Source organism: Zobellella sp. DQSA1, assembly GCF_041950555.1.
Classification (GTDB): Bacteria; Pseudomonadota; Gammaproteobacteria; order Enterobacterales; family Aeromonadaceae; genus Oceanimonas.
On sequence record NZ_CP169531.1, the window covers coordinates 62,165 to 76,549 of the forward strand.

Genomic DNA, 14,385 nt, shown 5'->3' on the forward strand with positions numbered 1-14,385 from the left:
CCGTTCGGAGCCGGTCAGCCGTATTCCCGGAGCAGGGTGAGTCTGCCGGGATCCGGCCGGCCGTTGCCGTCCACCCCCTTGTCCAGCAGGTAGCGCAGCCGGTCCAGCATCGCCGCTTGGCCCGGCGCCCAGCACTGGGCCAGGCGGGCCAGCAGGGCGTTGCCCAAGCCGCTTTCCAGGCTGTCGGCCACCATCACTTCCAGCCCTTGGGCCTGTGCCCGTTCAGCCAGTTCCCGGCACAGCGCCAGGCTGCCCAACTGGGTGGGCCTGAGCACCAGGGCTTTCAGTTGTTCGAACAGGGGGTAATCCAGGGAGGCATGGCGGCCGAGATCGAAGGCCACCGGCCAGCCGTGGCGTTCCGCCAGGCGCTGGCTGGCGGCCATGTCGGCGGCGGGATCCAGCAGCCAGTCGATGCGGCCGGGATCGATGCGTCGCCAGAGGCCGGTGAGCTGCTCCTCGCTCAGACGGCTGCCCGCGTCCAGCACCAACTGCAGGCCGGGCACCAGCAGGGTCAGCTCGCGCACCAGGCCGGCGTCATGCTGCACCTCGCCGGTGAGGGTCAGCCAGGCCCGCCGGGGGTGTACCCGGCGGCAGCGCCAGGCGCGGATAATGGGTTCCCGTTCGCCTTCCAGCAGCGGCAGGGAGGGGGCCGGCTCGCCCTGGACGGCGGTCAGGGCACAGTCCAGCCCGAACTGCACCGAGGGCAGGCGGGCGCCGTGGGGCTCGCCCCGGCTGAGCCGCTCGCAGGCGGCCAGCAGTTCCTGTTCTGCCTGTGCCAGCGACTCGCGGGAGCCGCCGGGCAGGGGGGCGACCTCGCCCCAGTGGCCGTCGATGCATACATACCAACCCCGGCGGCGGCCGAGGGGGGTACCGTTGATGGTCAGCGCCATGGTCAGGGGAAGTTCATAGCCGTAAACCGCAATCCGCATTGTTGTGACCCCGTTAATCGCCGTCAGAGATATCTTTAACTAAAAGTAACATCTGTCCGCCGGGGACGGTAGCGCTGTTTTTATCGCCCGGGGCTTGGGTATGATAGGGTTTTCCTTTGACGATCAAGAGAGCGCCGATGCCCCTGAGCACCTGGCTGAATGCCATTCGACCCAAGACCCTGCCCCTGGCGGTGGCGTCCATCCTGCTGGGCGCCGGCGCAGCCGCGGGAGCCGGTGCCTTCGACGGCGGCGTGCTCTTCCTGGCGCTGCTCACCGCCCTGCTGCTGCAGATCCTCTCCAACCTGGCCAACGACTACGGCGACGGGGTGCGCGGCACCGACTCGGCCGAACGCGCCGGGCCCGTCCGGGTGCTGGCCTCGGGCCAGGTGACCCCGGCGCAGCTGTTGGCGTCGATCCGGCTGACCGCCGGGCTGGCGGCGCTGTCCGGCCTGCTGCTGCTGGCGTGGGCCCTGGGCGCCGACTGGGGCGCCTGGCTCGGTTTTCTGCTGCTGGGCGCCCTGGCCCTGCTGGCGGCCCTGACCTACACCATGGGCCGGCGCCCCTACGGCTACCGGGGGCTGGGGGATCTGGCGGTGTTCATGTTCTTCGGCCCGGTGGCGGTGCTGGGCACCAACTGGTTGATGCAGCACCAACTGGGCAGCGGCGCCGGCTGGGCCGCCCTGGCGGCAGGCCTGCTGTCGGTGGCGGTGCTCAATATTAACAATATCCGTGATCTGGAGTCGGATCGCCTGGCGGGCAAGCACACCCTGGCCCTGTGCCTGGGGTTGGCGCGGGCGCGGGCCTACCAATTGCTGGTGTTGGCCACGGCCCTGCTGGCGGGGCAGCAGCTGATGGCGGGCTGGGGCTTTCTGGCCCTGTTCGGGCTCTGGCCCCTGGCCGAAGCCACCCGGCTGGTGCTGACCGAGCAGGGGCCGGCGCTGAACCGGGCCCTGGGGCTGACCGCCCGCGGCACCCTGATCTTTACCGGACTGCTGGCGCTGGGATTGGCCTGGGGGTGAGCGGGCGCCTACCTGTAATCAGGCTGTCTATTCGTCTCAAGCAACCGTAGGGAAGAGGAAACGGGGCCACCTCCGCCGACACGCCGTAAACCCGTCCATGGGGGCTCGGAAATGCCATCCATGGCATTTCACGGTCGGCGGAGTTGGCCCTTTGGCCGACCCTTTCGATCATGTACAGACGGCCTTGTCAGCAGAGTGAATATATTTTCTTTTGTTGATAAAGAGTTAACCCAGGATTGCAAAAATTGTATCCAACCGCTTTGCTTTTGACCGGTGGCTCTGGCTATACTGACGTCCATCTTGTCGGAGTGCCCCCAAGGGCTGAGACCGCGAAAGCGGGATCCGTTGAACCTGATCAGGCTAATACCTGCGAAGGGAAACAAGTGAGAACCTGGCCCCAAGACCCTTTCCCACCCGCCCGGTTCTTCCTCAACACTCCTGACAAGCATTTTCACGAACTCAATGGACGCAAGGTGAGATTGCTATGTCAAAAATTAATCGTCGCGAAGTACGCAGCCAGGCCCAGGACTATATCCAGAACCTCAAGGGCGAACCCTTTCCCAACTCCGGCCGCATCTATATCGAAGGCTCGCGCCCGGATCTGAAGGTGGCCATGCGCGAAATCCGCCTGGCCGACAGCTTCAAGGGCGGCACCCAGGAAAATCCCATTCTCGAGCCCAATGCGCCGGTGCCGGTGTACGACACCTCCGGCCCCTACGGCGATCCGGACTCCGAGCTGGACGTGCGCCAGGGCCTGCCCCAACTGCGCCGGCAGTGGATACTGGAGCGTGACGACACCGAGGAGCTGGACAGCGCCACCTCCCAGTTCACCCAGCAACGCATGGCCGACGACGGCCTGGATCACCTGCGTTTCGAGCACCTGCCCAAGCCGCGCAAGGCCAAGCTGGGCCAGTGCGTGACCCAGATGCACTACGCCCGTAAAGGCATCATTACCCCCGAGATGGAGTACATCGCCATCCGCGAGAACATGGGCCGCGAGCGGGTGCGGGACGAGCTGCTGCTCCGGCAGCACCCGGGCCAGAACTTCGGCGCCAACCTGCCCGAGTTCATCACCCCCGAGTTCGTGCGCAAGGAAGTGGCCGAGGGCCGCGCCATCATTCCCGCCAACATCAACCACCCGGAATCCGAGCCGATGATCATCGGCCGCAACTTCCTGGTGAAGATCAATGCCAACATCGGCAACTCGGCGGTGACCTCCTCCATCGAGGAGGAAGTGGAGAAACTGGTGTGGGCCACCCGCTGGGGCGCCGACAACGTGATGGATCTCTCCACCGGCCGCTACATCCACGAGACCCGTGAATGGATACTGCGCAACAGCCCGGTACCCATCGGCACCGTGCCCATCTACCAGGCGCTGGAGAAGGTGAACGGCGTGGCCGAAGACCTGACCTGGGAAGTGTTCCGCGACACCCTGATCGAACAGGCGGAGCAGGGCGTGGACTACTTCACCATCCACGCCGGCGTGCTGTTGCGCTACGTGCCGATGACCGCCAAGCGGGTCACCGGCATCGTCTCCCGCGGCGGCTCCATCATGGCCAAGTGGTGCCTGTCCCACCACAAGGAAAGCTTCCTCTACGAGCATTTCCGCGAAATTTGCGAAATCTGTGCCGCCTACGACGTGTCCCTGTCGCTGGGTGACGGCATGCGCCCCGGCTCCATCGCCGACGCCAACGACGAGGCCCAGTTCGCCGAGCTGTACACCCTGGGCGAGCTGACCAAGGTGGCCTGGGAATACGACGTGCAGGTGATGATCGAAGGCCCCGGCCACGTGCCCATGCACATGATCAAGCGCAACATGGAAGAGCAGCTGGAGCATTGCCACGAGGCGCCCTTCTACACCCTGGGCCCGCTGACCACCGACATTGCCCCCGGCTACGACCACTTCACCTCCGGCATCGGCGCCGCCATGATCGGCTGGTTCGGTTGCGCCATGCTGTGCTACGTCACGCCCAAGGAGCACCTGGGCCTGCCCAACAAGGAAGACGTCAAGCAGGGGCTGATCACCTACAAGATCGCCGCCCACGCCGCCGACCTGGCCAAGGGTCACCCGGGCGCCCAGATCCGCGACAACGCCATGTCCAAGGCCCGTTTCGAGTTCCGCTGGGAAGACCAGTTCAACCTGGCGCTGGATCCGGAAACCGCCCGTGCCTACCACGACGAGACCCTGCCCCAGGAGTCCGGCAAGGTGGCCCATTTCTGCTCCATGTGCGGGCCCAAGTTCTGCTCCATGAAGATCACCCAGGACGTGCGCGACTACGCCGCCAGCCTGGAGAACAACATCACGGTGCAGCTGGTGGACATGGACGGCAACAGCGAGGCCGTGGTCGCCGGCATGGCCCAGATGTCGCAGGAGTTCAAGAAGCGTGGCGGCGAGCTCTACCACCAGGCCGACAAGCTGGAGCAGGAGGAGGCATGACCCGACCCATCGTCTGGACCGTCGCCGGCTCGGACTCGGGCGGCGGCGCCGGCATTCAGGCCGACCTGCACACCATACAGGCGCTGGGCGGCCACGGCTGCTCGGTGATTTCCGCCATCACCGCCCAGAACTCGGTCACGGTGTCTATGGTGGAGCCGGTGCTGATGCAGGCCTTCACCAGCCAGCTGGTGGCCCTGGCCACCGACCTGCCGGCCCGGGCCATCAAGATCGGCCTGCTGCCCGGCGGCCTGCGCGCCGAGGTGCTGGCCCGCTACCTGAAGGAATACCGGCGCCAGTGGCAACCCTGGGTGGTGCTGGATCCGGTGGCCATCGCCAGCACCGGCCAGGCCATGGCCGAGGCCAACCTGCTGCCGGCCATCAAGCAGCATCTGCTGCCCGAGGTGGATTTGATCACCCCCAACGCCACCGAGCTGGCGGCGCTGTCGGGCATAGTGCCCGACTCGCCCCGGGCGGTGCGTGCCGGCGCCGCGGCCCTGCTGGAGCTGGGCGCGCGCGCCGTGCTGGTCAAGGGCGGCCACCTGGACTGGAGCGGGGATCAGGCCCTCGACTACTTCACCGACGGCCAACGCGAGATCTGGCTGGCCAGCCCCCGGCTGGACACCGTCCACGGCCACGGCACCGGCTGCACCCTGGCTTCGGCCATCGCCACCGCCGTGGCCCAGGACTACCCGATCGAGGATGCCCTGGTGCTGGCCAAGGCCTACGTCAACCAGGGGCTCAAGGCCGCGGAAGGCTTGGGCCGGGGTGCCGGCCCGGTGGCCCACCTGGGCTGGCCCGACCGACGCGAAGACTTCCCCACCGTGGTGATGCCGGGCTCGGCCCTGGGCAAGCAACTGGGCCTCGAGGGCAGCCTGCCCCGGGGCGCCTTCGCGGCCATGGATACCCTGAGGCTCGGGCTCTATCCGGTGGTGGACTCGGTGGCCTGGCTGGAGCGGCTGCTCGGGCAGGGCGTGCGCACCCTGCAGCTGCGCATCAAGGACAAGGCCGACGCCGAGGTGGAGGCCGATATCCAGGCTGCTGTCGAGCTGGGCCGGCGCTATCAGGCCCGGCTGTTTATCAACGATTACTGGCGGCTGGCCATCCGCCACGGCGCCTACGGCGTGCACCTGGGCCAGGAAGATATCGAAGTGGCGGATCTGGAGGCCATTCGCGCCGCCGGCCTGAAACTGGGGCTCTCCACCCACGGCTACTACGAGATGCTGCGGGCCCGGGAGCTCAAGCCTTCCTACCTGGCGCTGGGGCACATCTTCCCCACCAAGACCAAGGACATGCCGTCCCGGCCCCAGGGCCTGGCGCGGCTGGGTCGTTACGTGGCGCTGATGGACGACTACCCGCTGGTGGCCATCGGCGGCATCAGCCGGGAGCGGGTGCCGCTGGTGGCGCGGACCGGAGTGGGCAGCATCGCCCTGGTCACCGCCATCACCGAAGCGGCGGACCCGGATGCAGCCATCCGTGAGCTGCTGACCTTGGTGGAGGGGGATCATGCTGAGTGACGGCGAATTCTTGCGCTACAGCCGCCACCTGCTGCTGGAAGAGGTGGGCGAGCAAGGTCAGCTCAGGCTGAAAAACGCCTCCGTGCTGATCGTCGGCCTGGGCGGCCTGGGCTCGCCCGCCGCCCAGTACCTGGCGGCGGCCGGGGTGGGTACCCTGTGGCTGGCCGACTTCGACCAGATAGAGGTGAGCAACCTGCAGCGCCAGACCCTGTACGACAGTGACAGCCTCAAGCTGAGCAAGGCCGAGGTGGCCCGGGACAAGCTGCACCGGCTCAACCCCGAGGTGGAGCTGATCGCGGTCAACCAGAAGCTGGACGAGCGCGCCCTGGGTGACTTCGTGGCCGAGGTGGACCTGGTGCTGGACTGCACCGACAACATGGCGGTGCGCCAGGCCATCAACGCCGCCTGCTACGCCTGGGGCAAGCCGCTGCTGGTGGGGGCCGCCATCCGTTTCGAGGGGCAGTTGCTGGCGCTCAACCCGGAACTGGATCACGGCTGCTACCGCTGCCTGTACCAGCCCGAGCAGAGCGAGCGGCTCAACTGCGGCAACGCCGGCGTCATCGGGCCCGTGGTGGGCACCATCGGCCTGTTGCAGGCGCTGGAAGCCATCAAGTTTTTAACCGGCACCGGCAGCGTGCCCTGGGGCGAACTCAAGCTGTTCGAGGCCAAGGCCCATCGCTGGCACAGCCTCAAGGTGCCTAGGGATCCGGCCTGCCCCGTGTGCGGCCCAGAGAGTGGAGAATCATCATGCGCGTAACCCTGAACGACGAAGCGCTGGAGCTGGCGGAGGGCACCACCCTGGGCCGGCTGCTGGCGGAGCTTGAGCAAGACAAACCCGGGGTGGCGGTCGCCCTCAACCAGCAGGTGGTGGCCCGCGGCCGCTGGCCCGAGCAGGCCCTGGCACCCGACGACACCATCACCCTGTTCCACGCCATCGCCGGAGGCTGAGATGAGCCTGACCATCGCCGACAAGACCTTTAATTCCCGCCTGTTCACCGGCACCGGCAAGTTTGCCAACGGCGCCACCATGAAGGCGGCGTTCGAATCCAGCGGCTCCGAGCTGGTGACCATGGCCCTGAAGCGGGTGGACCTCAAGTCCCACAGCGACGACATACTGCCGCCGCTGCTGGCGCTGGGCGTCAACCTGCTGCCCAACACCTCGGGCGCCAAGAACGCCGACGAGGCGGTGTTCGCCGCCCGGCTGGCGCGGGAGGCCCTGGGCACGAACTGGCTCAAGCTGGAGATCCACCCGGACCCCAAATACCTGCTGCCCGATCCCATCGAAACCCTGCGCGCCGCCGAGCGGCTGGTGCAGGAGGGCTTCGTGGTGCTGCCCTACTGCGGCGCCGATCCCGTGCTGTGCAAGCGGCTGGAAGAAGCCGGCTGTGCGGCGGTGATGCCGCTGGGCGCGCCCATCGGCTCCAACAAGGGACTGGTGACCCGGGACTTCCTCGAGATCATCATCGAGCAGTCCAATGTGCCGGTGGTGGTGGACGCGGGCATAGGCGCACCCAGCCACGCCGCCTACGCCATGGAGCTGGGTGCCGATGCGGTGCTGGTGAACACCGCCATCGCCGTGGCCGGCGATCCGGTGGCCATGGGCCGGGCTTTCCGGCTGGCGGTGGAAGCCGGGCGCATGGCCTTTGAGGCGGGCCTGGCCGGCCAGAGCCACCAGGCCCAGGCCTCCAGCCCGCTCACCGCCTTCCTGGGGGCGTTATGAGCTTCTTCGAGGTCTGGTCGTCCCTGGACTGGGACGACATCAAGCTGAGCATCTACGGCAAGCAGGCGCGGGACGTGGAGCGGGCCCTGGCCAATCGCAAGCGGGATCTGCACGACTTTATGGCGCTGATCTCGCCGGCCGCCGAGCCCTACCTGGAGCAGATGGCGCAGCAGGCCTACCGCCTGACCCGCCAGCGCTTCGGCAATACGGTGGGCTTTTATATCCCGCTCTACCTGTCCAACCTGTGCGCCAACGACTGCACCTACTGCGGTTTTTCCATGAGCAACCGGCTCAAGCGGCGCACCCTGACGGAGGAAGAGATAGAGCGGGAATGCCTGGCGATCAAGGCCATGGGCTTCGACACCGTGCTGTTGGTCACCGGCGAGCACGAGGGCAAGGTGGGGCTCGATTACTTCAAGCGGGTGCTGCCGGTCATCAAGCGCCATTTCAGCTATGTGATGATGGAAGTGCAGCCCCTGTCCCAAGAGGAATACGCCGAGCTTCGGGAATTCGGGCTGGACAGTGTCATGGTGTACCAGGAGACCTACCAGCACCTGACCTACGACCAGCACCATATCCGCGGCAAGAAGAAGGACTTCCGCTGGCGGCTGGAAACCCCGGACCGGCTGGGCAAGGCGGGCATCGACAAGATCGGCCTGGGCGCCCTGTTCGGGCTGGAAGACTGGCGCGCCGACAGCTTCTATGTGGCGGCGCACCTGCGCTACCTGCAGAAGCACTACTGGCAGACCCGCTATTCGGTATCCTTCCCGCGCCTGCGGCCCTGCGCCGGCGGCCTGGAGCCCAAGTCGGTGATGAGCGATCGCCAGCTGGTGCAGCTGATCTGCGCCTACCGGCTGTTCGACCAGGAGCTGGAACTCAGCCTGTCCACCCGGGAGTCGGAGCAGTTCCGCGACAAGGTGATCCCGCTCGGGGTCACCAGCATCAGCGCCGGCTCCAAGACCCAACCCGGCGGCTACGCCGACGCCACCGTCGAGCTGGAGCAGTTCGAGATCGACGACGACCGCGCCCCGGCCGAGGTGGCCAGGGCGGTGGCCGCCGCCGGCCTGCAGCCGGTATGGAAGGACTGGGACAACAGCTACTCCGCCAGCCGTTGAGGGCGTATCGGGGCGACGCTTGTCGTCGCCCCTGTGCCTTCGCGGATGGTCGGCCGGGCTTTCCGGGAGTAGAATCCCCCTTTTTAATACGGCAAGGGGATAAGGGTGATTGTCAACAACACGCACAGCAAGGTGATCGGCTATATCCTGTGGATATTCGGCTTTATGGGCGCGCACCGCTTCTACTACGGCCGCCCCATCAGCGGCACCCTCTACTTCTTTACCCTCGGCCTGTTCTTTATCGGCTGGATAGTGGACTTGTTCCTGATCCCCTCCATGGACCGCTCCGCCGAGCGTCGCTACTTGGCCGGCCCCAAGGACTACAACGTCAGCTGGATACTGCTGACTTTCCTCGGCATCTTCGGCGCCCACCGGCTCTATATGGGCAAGTGGATCACCGCCATCATCTGGTTCTTCACCGGTGGCCTCTTCCTGCTCGGCTACCTCTACGACTACTGGACCCTGAACGGCCAGGTAGACGAGGTCAACCGGGAGTCGCGCCGGTTCGGGTGAGCGTCCGGGATCCCATCACTTCAAGAGTTACCTGACCGGTCCGGCTCGAGGCAGGGTGCGGTCAAGGTGGTGGCCAGGGTTTTGCCCTTGAGCGCCGCCTGTTTGTCGCCCGTTACATGGGCCTGCACTATGGCACCTTCCTTCAGCAGCCCCAGGGTGTCGGCCAGGGCGCGGGCCTTTTCCGGCTCCAGGCCGCAACGAGCCAGGTGGCCGGCGATGCAGGTGAGCACGGCGGCCTTGTGCCGGGCGCACCGGCGGTGCACCTGGTGCTCCGGATCGCCGTATTCCCCGCAGGTATTGATAAAAAAACAGCCATGAAATGCGGTGAGCAGCTCGACCCTGTCGTTGAACCAGTCGTCCAGGGCATCGAACAGCGCCTCGATCACCGCCGGCACGTCGCCTTCCGCCCGGGCGAGGCGGGTGTCCAGCCATTCCAGGTAGTTCCGGTCACGATGGGCCACCACGGCCTCCACCAGCGCCTCCTTGCCGGGGAAGTGGTGGTACAGGGTTTTCTTCGCCACCCCCGAGTGTTGCAGTATCTGGTTGATGCCCACCGCATGAATGCCGTGCCGGTAGAACAACTCGAAGGCGGTGACGATAAGCTGCTGGCGCTTGTCCATGGGTCTCTCCTTTTTCGTCGATGTTGACAGAGGTATACCGATCTGTCTACCTTAGAATGCATGTAGACAAATCGGTCTACTTTTTTCAGAGGAGATTCTGATGAGCAATACGGTGATTTCCCGCCTGTCGGCCGCGGGCCCGGCCCTGGTGGCGGGAGCGGGCGCCATGCTGTGCATTTCGGTGCTGGCCGGCCTGGAGCAGTTCAATGACGGGGCCCTGTGGCTGATGGCACCTTTCGGCGCCACCATGGTGATCCTCTTCGGCCTGCCGGACAGCCCGCTGGCCCAGCCCCGGAACATCGTGCTCGGCCATCTCCTGACCACCCTGGTCGGGTTGACTTCCATGAGCCTGTTTGGGGTGCACTCCTGGTCGCTGGGGCTGGCGGTGGGCCTGGCGGTGAGCCTGATGCTGCTGACCGACACTACCCACCCGCCGGCCGGGGCCAACCCCCTGATCGTGATGCTCGGTGGCCAGGGCTGGGACTTCCTGTGGTCGCCGGTGGCAATAGGGGCGGTACTGATCGTGCTGATGGGCCTGCTGTATCACCGCGGCACGGGGCGGCGGAGCTATCCGACACGGTGGCTGTAGCAGGCCGCGCGGGCGGGGCTCGGTTATTCGAACCGCGCCCGGAATTGCCGGTGCTCCCGCTGGGCGCCGTCGGTGGCGGCGCTGTACAGCCAGAGCGGCTGGCCCGGGCGGCACTGGGCCAGGCGGGAACAGGCCAGGGGCGTCAGGGTGCCGAAGCGGGGATAGCCGCCGATGGTCTGGCGGTCGTTGAGCAGCACTATGGGCTGGCCGTCCGGCGGTACCTGCACCGCACCCAGGTTGATGCCCTCGGAGATGATCGAGGCGATGGAGCAATGCAGCGCCGGCCCCTGCAGGCGGATGCCCATGCGATCCGAGCGGTTGTCGACCCGCCAGGGTTGGCCGAAGGCGTTGAGCAGGCTGGCATCATCGAAAAAGCGGAACTGGGCGCCGGGGATCAGCGCCAGCCGGGGCGTTTCTCCATAGTCGGGCAGGGCATCCTCGGGCAGGCGGCGCGCCGGCATGGCGGTTTCATTCGGCACAAAAGCCAGCCGATCGCCGACCGCCAGCTTGCTGCCGTCGCCCTGGTGGCCGCCCAGGCCGTCGCGTATCACGCAGGCGCGGCTGCCCAGCACCGGCTCGGCGACAAAGCCGCCGGCCACCGCCAGGTAGGCGCGCATCCCCTGGCGGCACATGCCGAGGCTCAGCACCTGGCCGGCCTTGAGGGTGAAGGCCCGCCAGGGCGTGAGGGGCTGGTCGTCCAGGGTGGCCTGCATGTCCGGGCCGGCCAGGGCCAGCCGGCAGTCCTGCCCGGCCTTGAGTTCCAGGCCGCCGAGGGTGATTTCCAGCGCCGTGCTGCCCCAGGGGTTGCCCAGCAGCCAGTTGGCCCAGGCCCAGGCGTGCAAATCGGCGGGGCCGCCCTGGGTGACGCCGAGGCGGCGCACGCCATAGCGGCCGGCGTCCTGCAGGGTGCTGAGCGGGCCGGGGCGGCTGATGGTGAGGTATCCTGGTGCCATCGTGAACTACCTTGTTGCCATGGGAGAGGTATCGCCGCCGAGGCGCTCGAAGGCGGCCTTGTCGACCGGCACGAAGCGTACCCTGTCGCCCACCTGCAGCAGGCTTAAGTGTTTGCTGCGCGGGTCGAACAGGGTGGCGCTGGTGCGCCCGAGCAGGTTCCAGCCGCCGGGGGAGGGCCGCGGGTAGGCGGAGGTCTGGCGGCCGGCGATGGCCACGCTGCCCGCCGGCACCCGCGGCCGAGGGGTGTCGAGCCGGGGCAGCTCCAGTTCGGCGGGCAGGGTGCCCATAAAGGCGAAGCCGGGGGCAAAGCCCAGGGCGAATACCCGGTACTCGTGCTCGCTGTGCAGCCGGATCAGCCGCTCGGCGGCGAGGCCGGTATGCCGCTCCAGCCGGGCCATGTCCGGGCCCACGCTGGGGTGATACCACACCGGCAGTTCCTTGACCGGGGCGTCGGCATGGTCCCGGTCCGGGGTCAGCCCGGCCAACAGGGCCTGCAGCTTCTTCCGTGCTTGGTCGTCGCCGAGGCGCAAGGGATCGTACTGCACCAGCACCGTGGTGTAGGAGGGCACCAGATCCACTAGGTCGTCGCCAAACGCCTGTTCGCAGCCGCGCACCAGGGCGGTGATCCAGCCCATGTTGCGCTCGTCGATGCTGTCGAACAGCCGCACCAGCCAGGCGTCCATGCCTGCGTTTTCCAGCCGGGGCAGGGTGCTCATGCCAGTTGATCCAGGGCCTGGCGGATAGCCTTGACCGCCGCGATGGACTCGGGGTTGTCGCCGTGCACGCACAGGGTGTCGGCCGCCAGCATCAGCGGGCTTCCGTCGCTGGCGGTGAGCGCCTGGCCCTGGGCGATGCGGCGGGCCTGCTCGACGATGACGGCGGGGTCCTGGTGTACGGCGCCGGGCAACCGGCGCGAGACCAGGTAGCCCTGGGCGTCGTAGGCGCGATCGGCGAAGGCCTCGAACCAGAGGGTGACGCCGTGCCGGGCGGCCAGAGTGCGGGCCGGCTGCGGATCCCGGGTGGCCATCACCATCAGCGGCAGGGTGGGGTCATAGGCGGCCACCGCCTTTATCACCGCCTCCAGCCGGGCCGGGTCCTGCATCATGTCGTTGTAGAGGGCGCCGTGGGGCTTGACGTAAGTGACCCGGCCGCCTTCGGCCCGGCACAGGGCGTCCAGCGCCCCCAGCTGGTAGAGCACCAGGTTCTCGATTTCGGCGGGGGAGCAGGCCAGGGAGCGGCGGCCGAAGCCCACCAGATCCGGGTAGGCGGGGTGGGCACCCACTTTCACCCCCTGCTCCAGCGCCAGGCGCACGGTGCGGCGCATGGTGTCCGGATCGGAGGCATGAAAGCCGCAGGCCACGTTGGCCAGGTCCACGAAGGGCATCAGCTCCTGATCGCAGCCCATCACCCAGGGGCCGAAGCTTTCCCCCATATCGGCGTTCAACAGTAGTTTGGGCATGGTGTCGGCTCCTTCTGCAAGGTGGTCCACAGCCACCAAAATGAGCGTTGGCTCCCAGCATAACCGGCCGGTCCAGGCATGAACAGGGTCGTTGTGGTGTCCTGCCCAGTCCAATCGGCCATAACCTTGATCCGGGGCAGGGGAAGACGGCTACCACTTTAGTAGAGTCTGGGTTATCACCGGTTTTGATGAACGCCTATGCTGACCCAGACTCCTCTCCGGCAACAACTGCTGGCCCTGCGCCATTCACCCTGCGATGGTTTTATCCGGCTGCGCAATACCTTTGCGGTGCACTCCTTTCCGGGCTGGCTGCGGGCGCAGTCGCTCTACCCCCGCATCTACTGGCATGGCCGGGGCCCGGACAGGCCCGAATACGCAACCCTGGGCTGCATCGAGACCCTGACCGACCCGGCCGAGATCCGCCGCCGCGACGAACAGATGCCGACCCGGGGCGACAGTCCCCGCTATTTCGGCGGCCAGGCCTTCGATCCCGCGGCCCCCGGCTGGCCCGGTTTCGGCCCCTGTCGCTTCGTGCTGCCGCGGGTCGAGCTGGTGCGCCGGGGGCAGAGCGTACAGCTCTGCCTCAACCTCTGGCTGCGGCCGGACAACAGGGAGGCCGAACTGGCGGCGGCGTTGGCGGCGCTGGAGCAACTGCGGCCGGAACAGCCCCTACCGTCCCTGGACCCCGTCGACTATCGGCGCCGGGACAGGCCCGGCCGCCGGACCTGGCGGGCGCTGGTCGAACGGGTGACCGCTCCGGACCGCCTGGCCCGCACTCCCAAGGTGGTGCTGTCGCGTCGCAGCCGGTTGTACACCGAAACCTCGGTGGATCCCTGGCGCATGCTGGCCGGCTGGGCCGGTCGCGAACCGGACTGCTTTCACTTCGGCTTTGAATTCACCCCCGGCCAGGCCTTTATCGGTTGCTCCCCGGAGCGGCTGTACCGGCGCGAAGGCCGCCGGCTGCAAACCGAGGCGCTGGCGGGCACGGTGCGCCGTACCGGCGACGAGGAAACCGACGCCGCCCTGGCGGCCAGCCTGCTGGCCGACCACAAGAACGGCCACGAGAACCACCTGGTTCAGACCGATATCCTGGCACGGCTGGCCCCCCTGGCCGACCGGCTGCAACGGGGGGAACCCAGGGTGATCCCGCTCAGGCTGCTGCAGCATCTCAAGCGCGACATCGGTGCCCGGCTGAAGGCGCCGGTGCGGGACTGGCAACTGCTGGCGGCGCTGCATCCCACCCCGGCGGTGGGCGGTACGCCCCGGCCGGCGGCCTTGGCCTTTCTGCAGGCCCACGAACCCTACCGGCGGGGCTGGTATGCGGGGGCCTGCGGCCTGCTGAGCCGCGACACCGCCGAGCTGGCGGTGGCCATCCGTTGCGCCCGCATCGGCCCCGGGGCAGTGGATCTTTTTGCCGGTGCCGGCATAGTGGCCGGCTCGACCGCCGCCGCCGAGTGGGCCGAACTGGACCACAAGCTGGCCTCGGTGCTGACACTGCTGCGCGAGGGGGGCTAGC

15 protein-coding genes and 1 riboswitch are annotated in these 14,385 nt (G+C 67.4%); of the genes, 10 read left to right on the top strand and 5 right to left on the bottom strand.

What is annotated here, in order from left to right; genetic code table 11:
• Nucleotides 1-14: 14 nt before the first annotated feature.
• On the bottom strand, nt 15-929 hold the full coding sequence (locus tag ACEVBK_RS00250; RefSeq protein WP_375056646.1) for an o-succinylbenzoic acid (OSB) synthetase: 915 nt from the start codon (nt 927-929) through the stop codon (nt 15-17).
• Between the two features lie 137 nt (nt 930-1,066).
• On the opposite strand from ACEVBK_RS00250, the gene menA reads away from it, so the two are divergent.
• From menA to ACEVBK_RS00290, 8 genes are all read left to right on the top strand, one after another.
• Nucleotides 1,067-1,948, top strand: a complete 882-nt coding sequence (gene menA / locus ACEVBK_RS00255; RefSeq protein WP_375056647.1) for a 1,4-dihydroxy-2-naphthoate octaprenyltransferase — start codon at nt 1,067-1,069, stop codon at nt 1,946-1,948.
• A 294-nt stretch (nt 1,949-2,242) separates the two neighbouring features.
• Nucleotides 2,243-2,344: riboswitch (TPP riboswitch) on the top strand.
• 88 nt (nt 2,345-2,432) lie between these two features.
• The gene (gene thiC / locus ACEVBK_RS00260; RefSeq protein WP_375056648.1) at nt 2,433-4,385 is read left to right on the top strand and encodes a phosphomethylpyrimidine synthase ThiC; all 1,953 of its coding nucleotides are present in this window, start codon (nt 2,433-2,435) and stop codon (nt 4,383-4,385) included.
• Complete coding sequence (gene thiE / locus ACEVBK_RS00265; RefSeq protein WP_375056649.1) at nt 4,382-5,899, top strand: thiamine phosphate synthase; 1,518 nt, start codon at nt 4,382-4,384, stop codon at nt 5,897-5,899. Before thiC ends, thiE begins: the two co-directional genes overlap by 4 nt.
• Nucleotides 5,889-6,656 (top strand): ThiF family adenylyltransferase, encoded by a 768-nt coding sequence (locus tag ACEVBK_RS00270; RefSeq protein ID WP_375056650.1) that lies wholly within the window; start codon nt 5,889-5,891, stop codon nt 6,654-6,656. Before thiE ends, ACEVBK_RS00270 begins: the two co-directional genes overlap by 11 nt.
• Entirely contained in the window at nt 6,647-6,847 is a 201-nt protein-coding gene (thiS, locus tag ACEVBK_RS00275; protein WP_094041314.1) for a sulfur carrier protein ThiS, read from the top strand. Before ACEVBK_RS00270 ends, thiS begins: the two co-directional genes overlap by 10 nt.
• Nucleotide 6,848: 1 nt before the next feature.
• The gene (locus ACEVBK_RS00280) at nt 6,849-7,619 is read left to right on the top strand and encodes a thiazole synthase (protein WP_375056651.1); all 771 of its coding nucleotides are present in this window, start codon (nt 6,849-6,851) and stop codon (nt 7,617-7,619) included.
• Nucleotides 7,616-8,734, top strand: coding sequence for a 2-iminoacetate synthase ThiH (thiH, locus tag ACEVBK_RS00285; protein ID WP_375056652.1), 1,119 nt, complete (start codon nt 7,616-7,618; stop codon nt 8,732-8,734). Before ACEVBK_RS00280 ends, thiH begins: the two co-directional genes overlap by 4 nt.
• Nucleotides 8,735-8,839: 105 nt before the next feature.
• Complete coding sequence (locus tag ACEVBK_RS00290) at nt 8,840-9,247, top strand: NINE protein (protein WP_375056653.1); 408 nt, start codon at nt 8,840-8,842, stop codon at nt 9,245-9,247.
• Between the two features lie 20 nt (nt 9,248-9,267).
• On the opposite strand, the gene ACEVBK_RS00295 is transcribed toward ACEVBK_RS00290, so the two are convergent.
• The gene (locus tag ACEVBK_RS00295) at nt 9,268-9,867 is read right to left on the bottom strand and encodes a TetR/AcrR family transcriptional regulator (protein WP_375056654.1); all 600 of its coding nucleotides are present in this window, start codon (nt 9,865-9,867) and stop codon (nt 9,268-9,270) included.
• Between the two features lie 100 nt (nt 9,868-9,967).
• On the opposite strand from ACEVBK_RS00295, the gene ACEVBK_RS00300 reads away from it, so the two are divergent.
• A complete protein-coding gene (locus tag ACEVBK_RS00300) occupies nt 9,968-10,456 on the top strand; it encodes an HPP family protein (RefSeq protein WP_375056655.1) in 489 nt (162 codons plus the stop codon).
• Nucleotides 10,457-10,479: 23 nt separating this feature from the next.
• Here the strand turns inward: ACEVBK_RS00300 and ACEVBK_RS00305 are convergent, their stop codons facing one another.
• Genes ACEVBK_RS00305 through ACEVBK_RS00315 form a run of 3 tightly spaced genes read right to left on the bottom strand, consistent with a single transcriptional unit; the run spans nt 10,480 to nt 12,869 of the window.
• Entirely contained in the window at nt 10,480-11,409 is a 930-nt protein-coding gene (locus ACEVBK_RS00305) for a biotin-dependent carboxyltransferase family protein (RefSeq protein WP_375056656.1), read from the bottom strand.
• Nucleotides 11,410-11,415: 6 nt separating this feature from the next.
• Nucleotides 11,416-12,126 (bottom strand): 5-oxoprolinase subunit PxpB, encoded by a 711-nt coding sequence (pxpB, locus tag ACEVBK_RS00310; RefSeq protein ID WP_375056657.1) that lies wholly within the window; start codon nt 12,124-12,126, stop codon nt 11,416-11,418.
• Entirely contained in the window at nt 12,123-12,869 is a 747-nt protein-coding gene (locus ACEVBK_RS00315) for a 5-oxoprolinase subunit PxpA (protein ID WP_375056658.1), read from the bottom strand. The genes pxpB and ACEVBK_RS00315 overlap by 4 nt, the downstream gene beginning before the upstream one ends.
• A 198-nt stretch (nt 12,870-13,067) precedes the next feature.
• On the opposite strand from ACEVBK_RS00315, the gene ACEVBK_RS00320 reads away from it, so the two are divergent.
• The gene (locus ACEVBK_RS00320) at nt 13,068-14,384 is read left to right on the top strand and encodes an isochorismate synthase MenF (RefSeq protein ID WP_375056659.1); all 1,317 of its coding nucleotides are present in this window, start codon (nt 13,068-13,070) and stop codon (nt 14,382-14,384) included.
• Nucleotide 14,385: the final 1 nt, after the last annotated feature.

Coding starts and splice junctions, on each gene's coding strand:
- ACEVBK_RS00315 (WP_375056658.1), bottom strand. CDS start 12,869: ATGCCCAAACTACTGTTGAACGCCGATATGGGGGAAAGCTTCGGCCCC.
- thiC (WP_375056648.1), top strand. CDS start 2,433: ATGTCAAAAATTAATCGTCGCGAAGTACGCAGCCAGGCCCAGGACTAT.
- thiE (WP_375056649.1), top strand. CDS start 4,382: ATGACCCGACCCATCGTCTGGACCGTCGCCGGCTCGGACTCGGGCGGC.
- pxpB (WP_375056657.1), bottom strand. CDS start 12,126: ATGAGCACCCTGCCCCGGCTGGAAAACGCAGGCATGGACGCCTGGCTG.
- ACEVBK_RS00295 (WP_375056654.1), bottom strand. CDS start 9,867: ATGGACAAGCGCCAGCAGCTTATCGTCACCGCCTTCGAGTTGTTCTAC.
- ACEVBK_RS00300 (WP_375056655.1), top strand. CDS start 9,968: ATGAGCAATACGGTGATTTCCCGCCTGTCGGCCGCGGGCCCGGCCCTG.
- ACEVBK_RS00305 (WP_375056656.1), bottom strand. CDS start 11,409: ATGGCACCAGGATACCTCACCATCAGCCGCCCCGGCCCGCTCAGCACC.
- thiS (WP_094041314.1), top strand. CDS start 6,647: ATGCGCGTAACCCTGAACGACGAAGCGCTGGAGCTGGCGGAGGGCACC.
- thiH (WP_375056652.1), top strand. CDS start 7,616: ATGAGCTTCTTCGAGGTCTGGTCGTCCCTGGACTGGGACGACATCAAG.
- ACEVBK_RS00280 (WP_375056651.1), top strand. CDS start 6,849: ATGAGCCTGACCATCGCCGACAAGACCTTTAATTCCCGCCTGTTCACC.
- ACEVBK_RS00250 (WP_375056646.1), bottom strand. CDS start 929: ATGCGGATTGCGGTTTACGGCTATGAACTTCCCCTGACCATGGCGCTG.
- ACEVBK_RS00320 (WP_375056659.1), top strand. CDS start 13,068: ATGCTGACCCAGACTCCTCTCCGGCAACAACTGCTGGCCCTGCGCCAT.
- ACEVBK_RS00270 (WP_375056650.1), top strand. CDS start 5,889: ATGCTGAGTGACGGCGAATTCTTGCGCTACAGCCGCCACCTGCTGCTG.
- menA (WP_375056647.1), top strand. CDS start 1,067: ATGCCCCTGAGCACCTGGCTGAATGCCATTCGACCCAAGACCCTGCCC.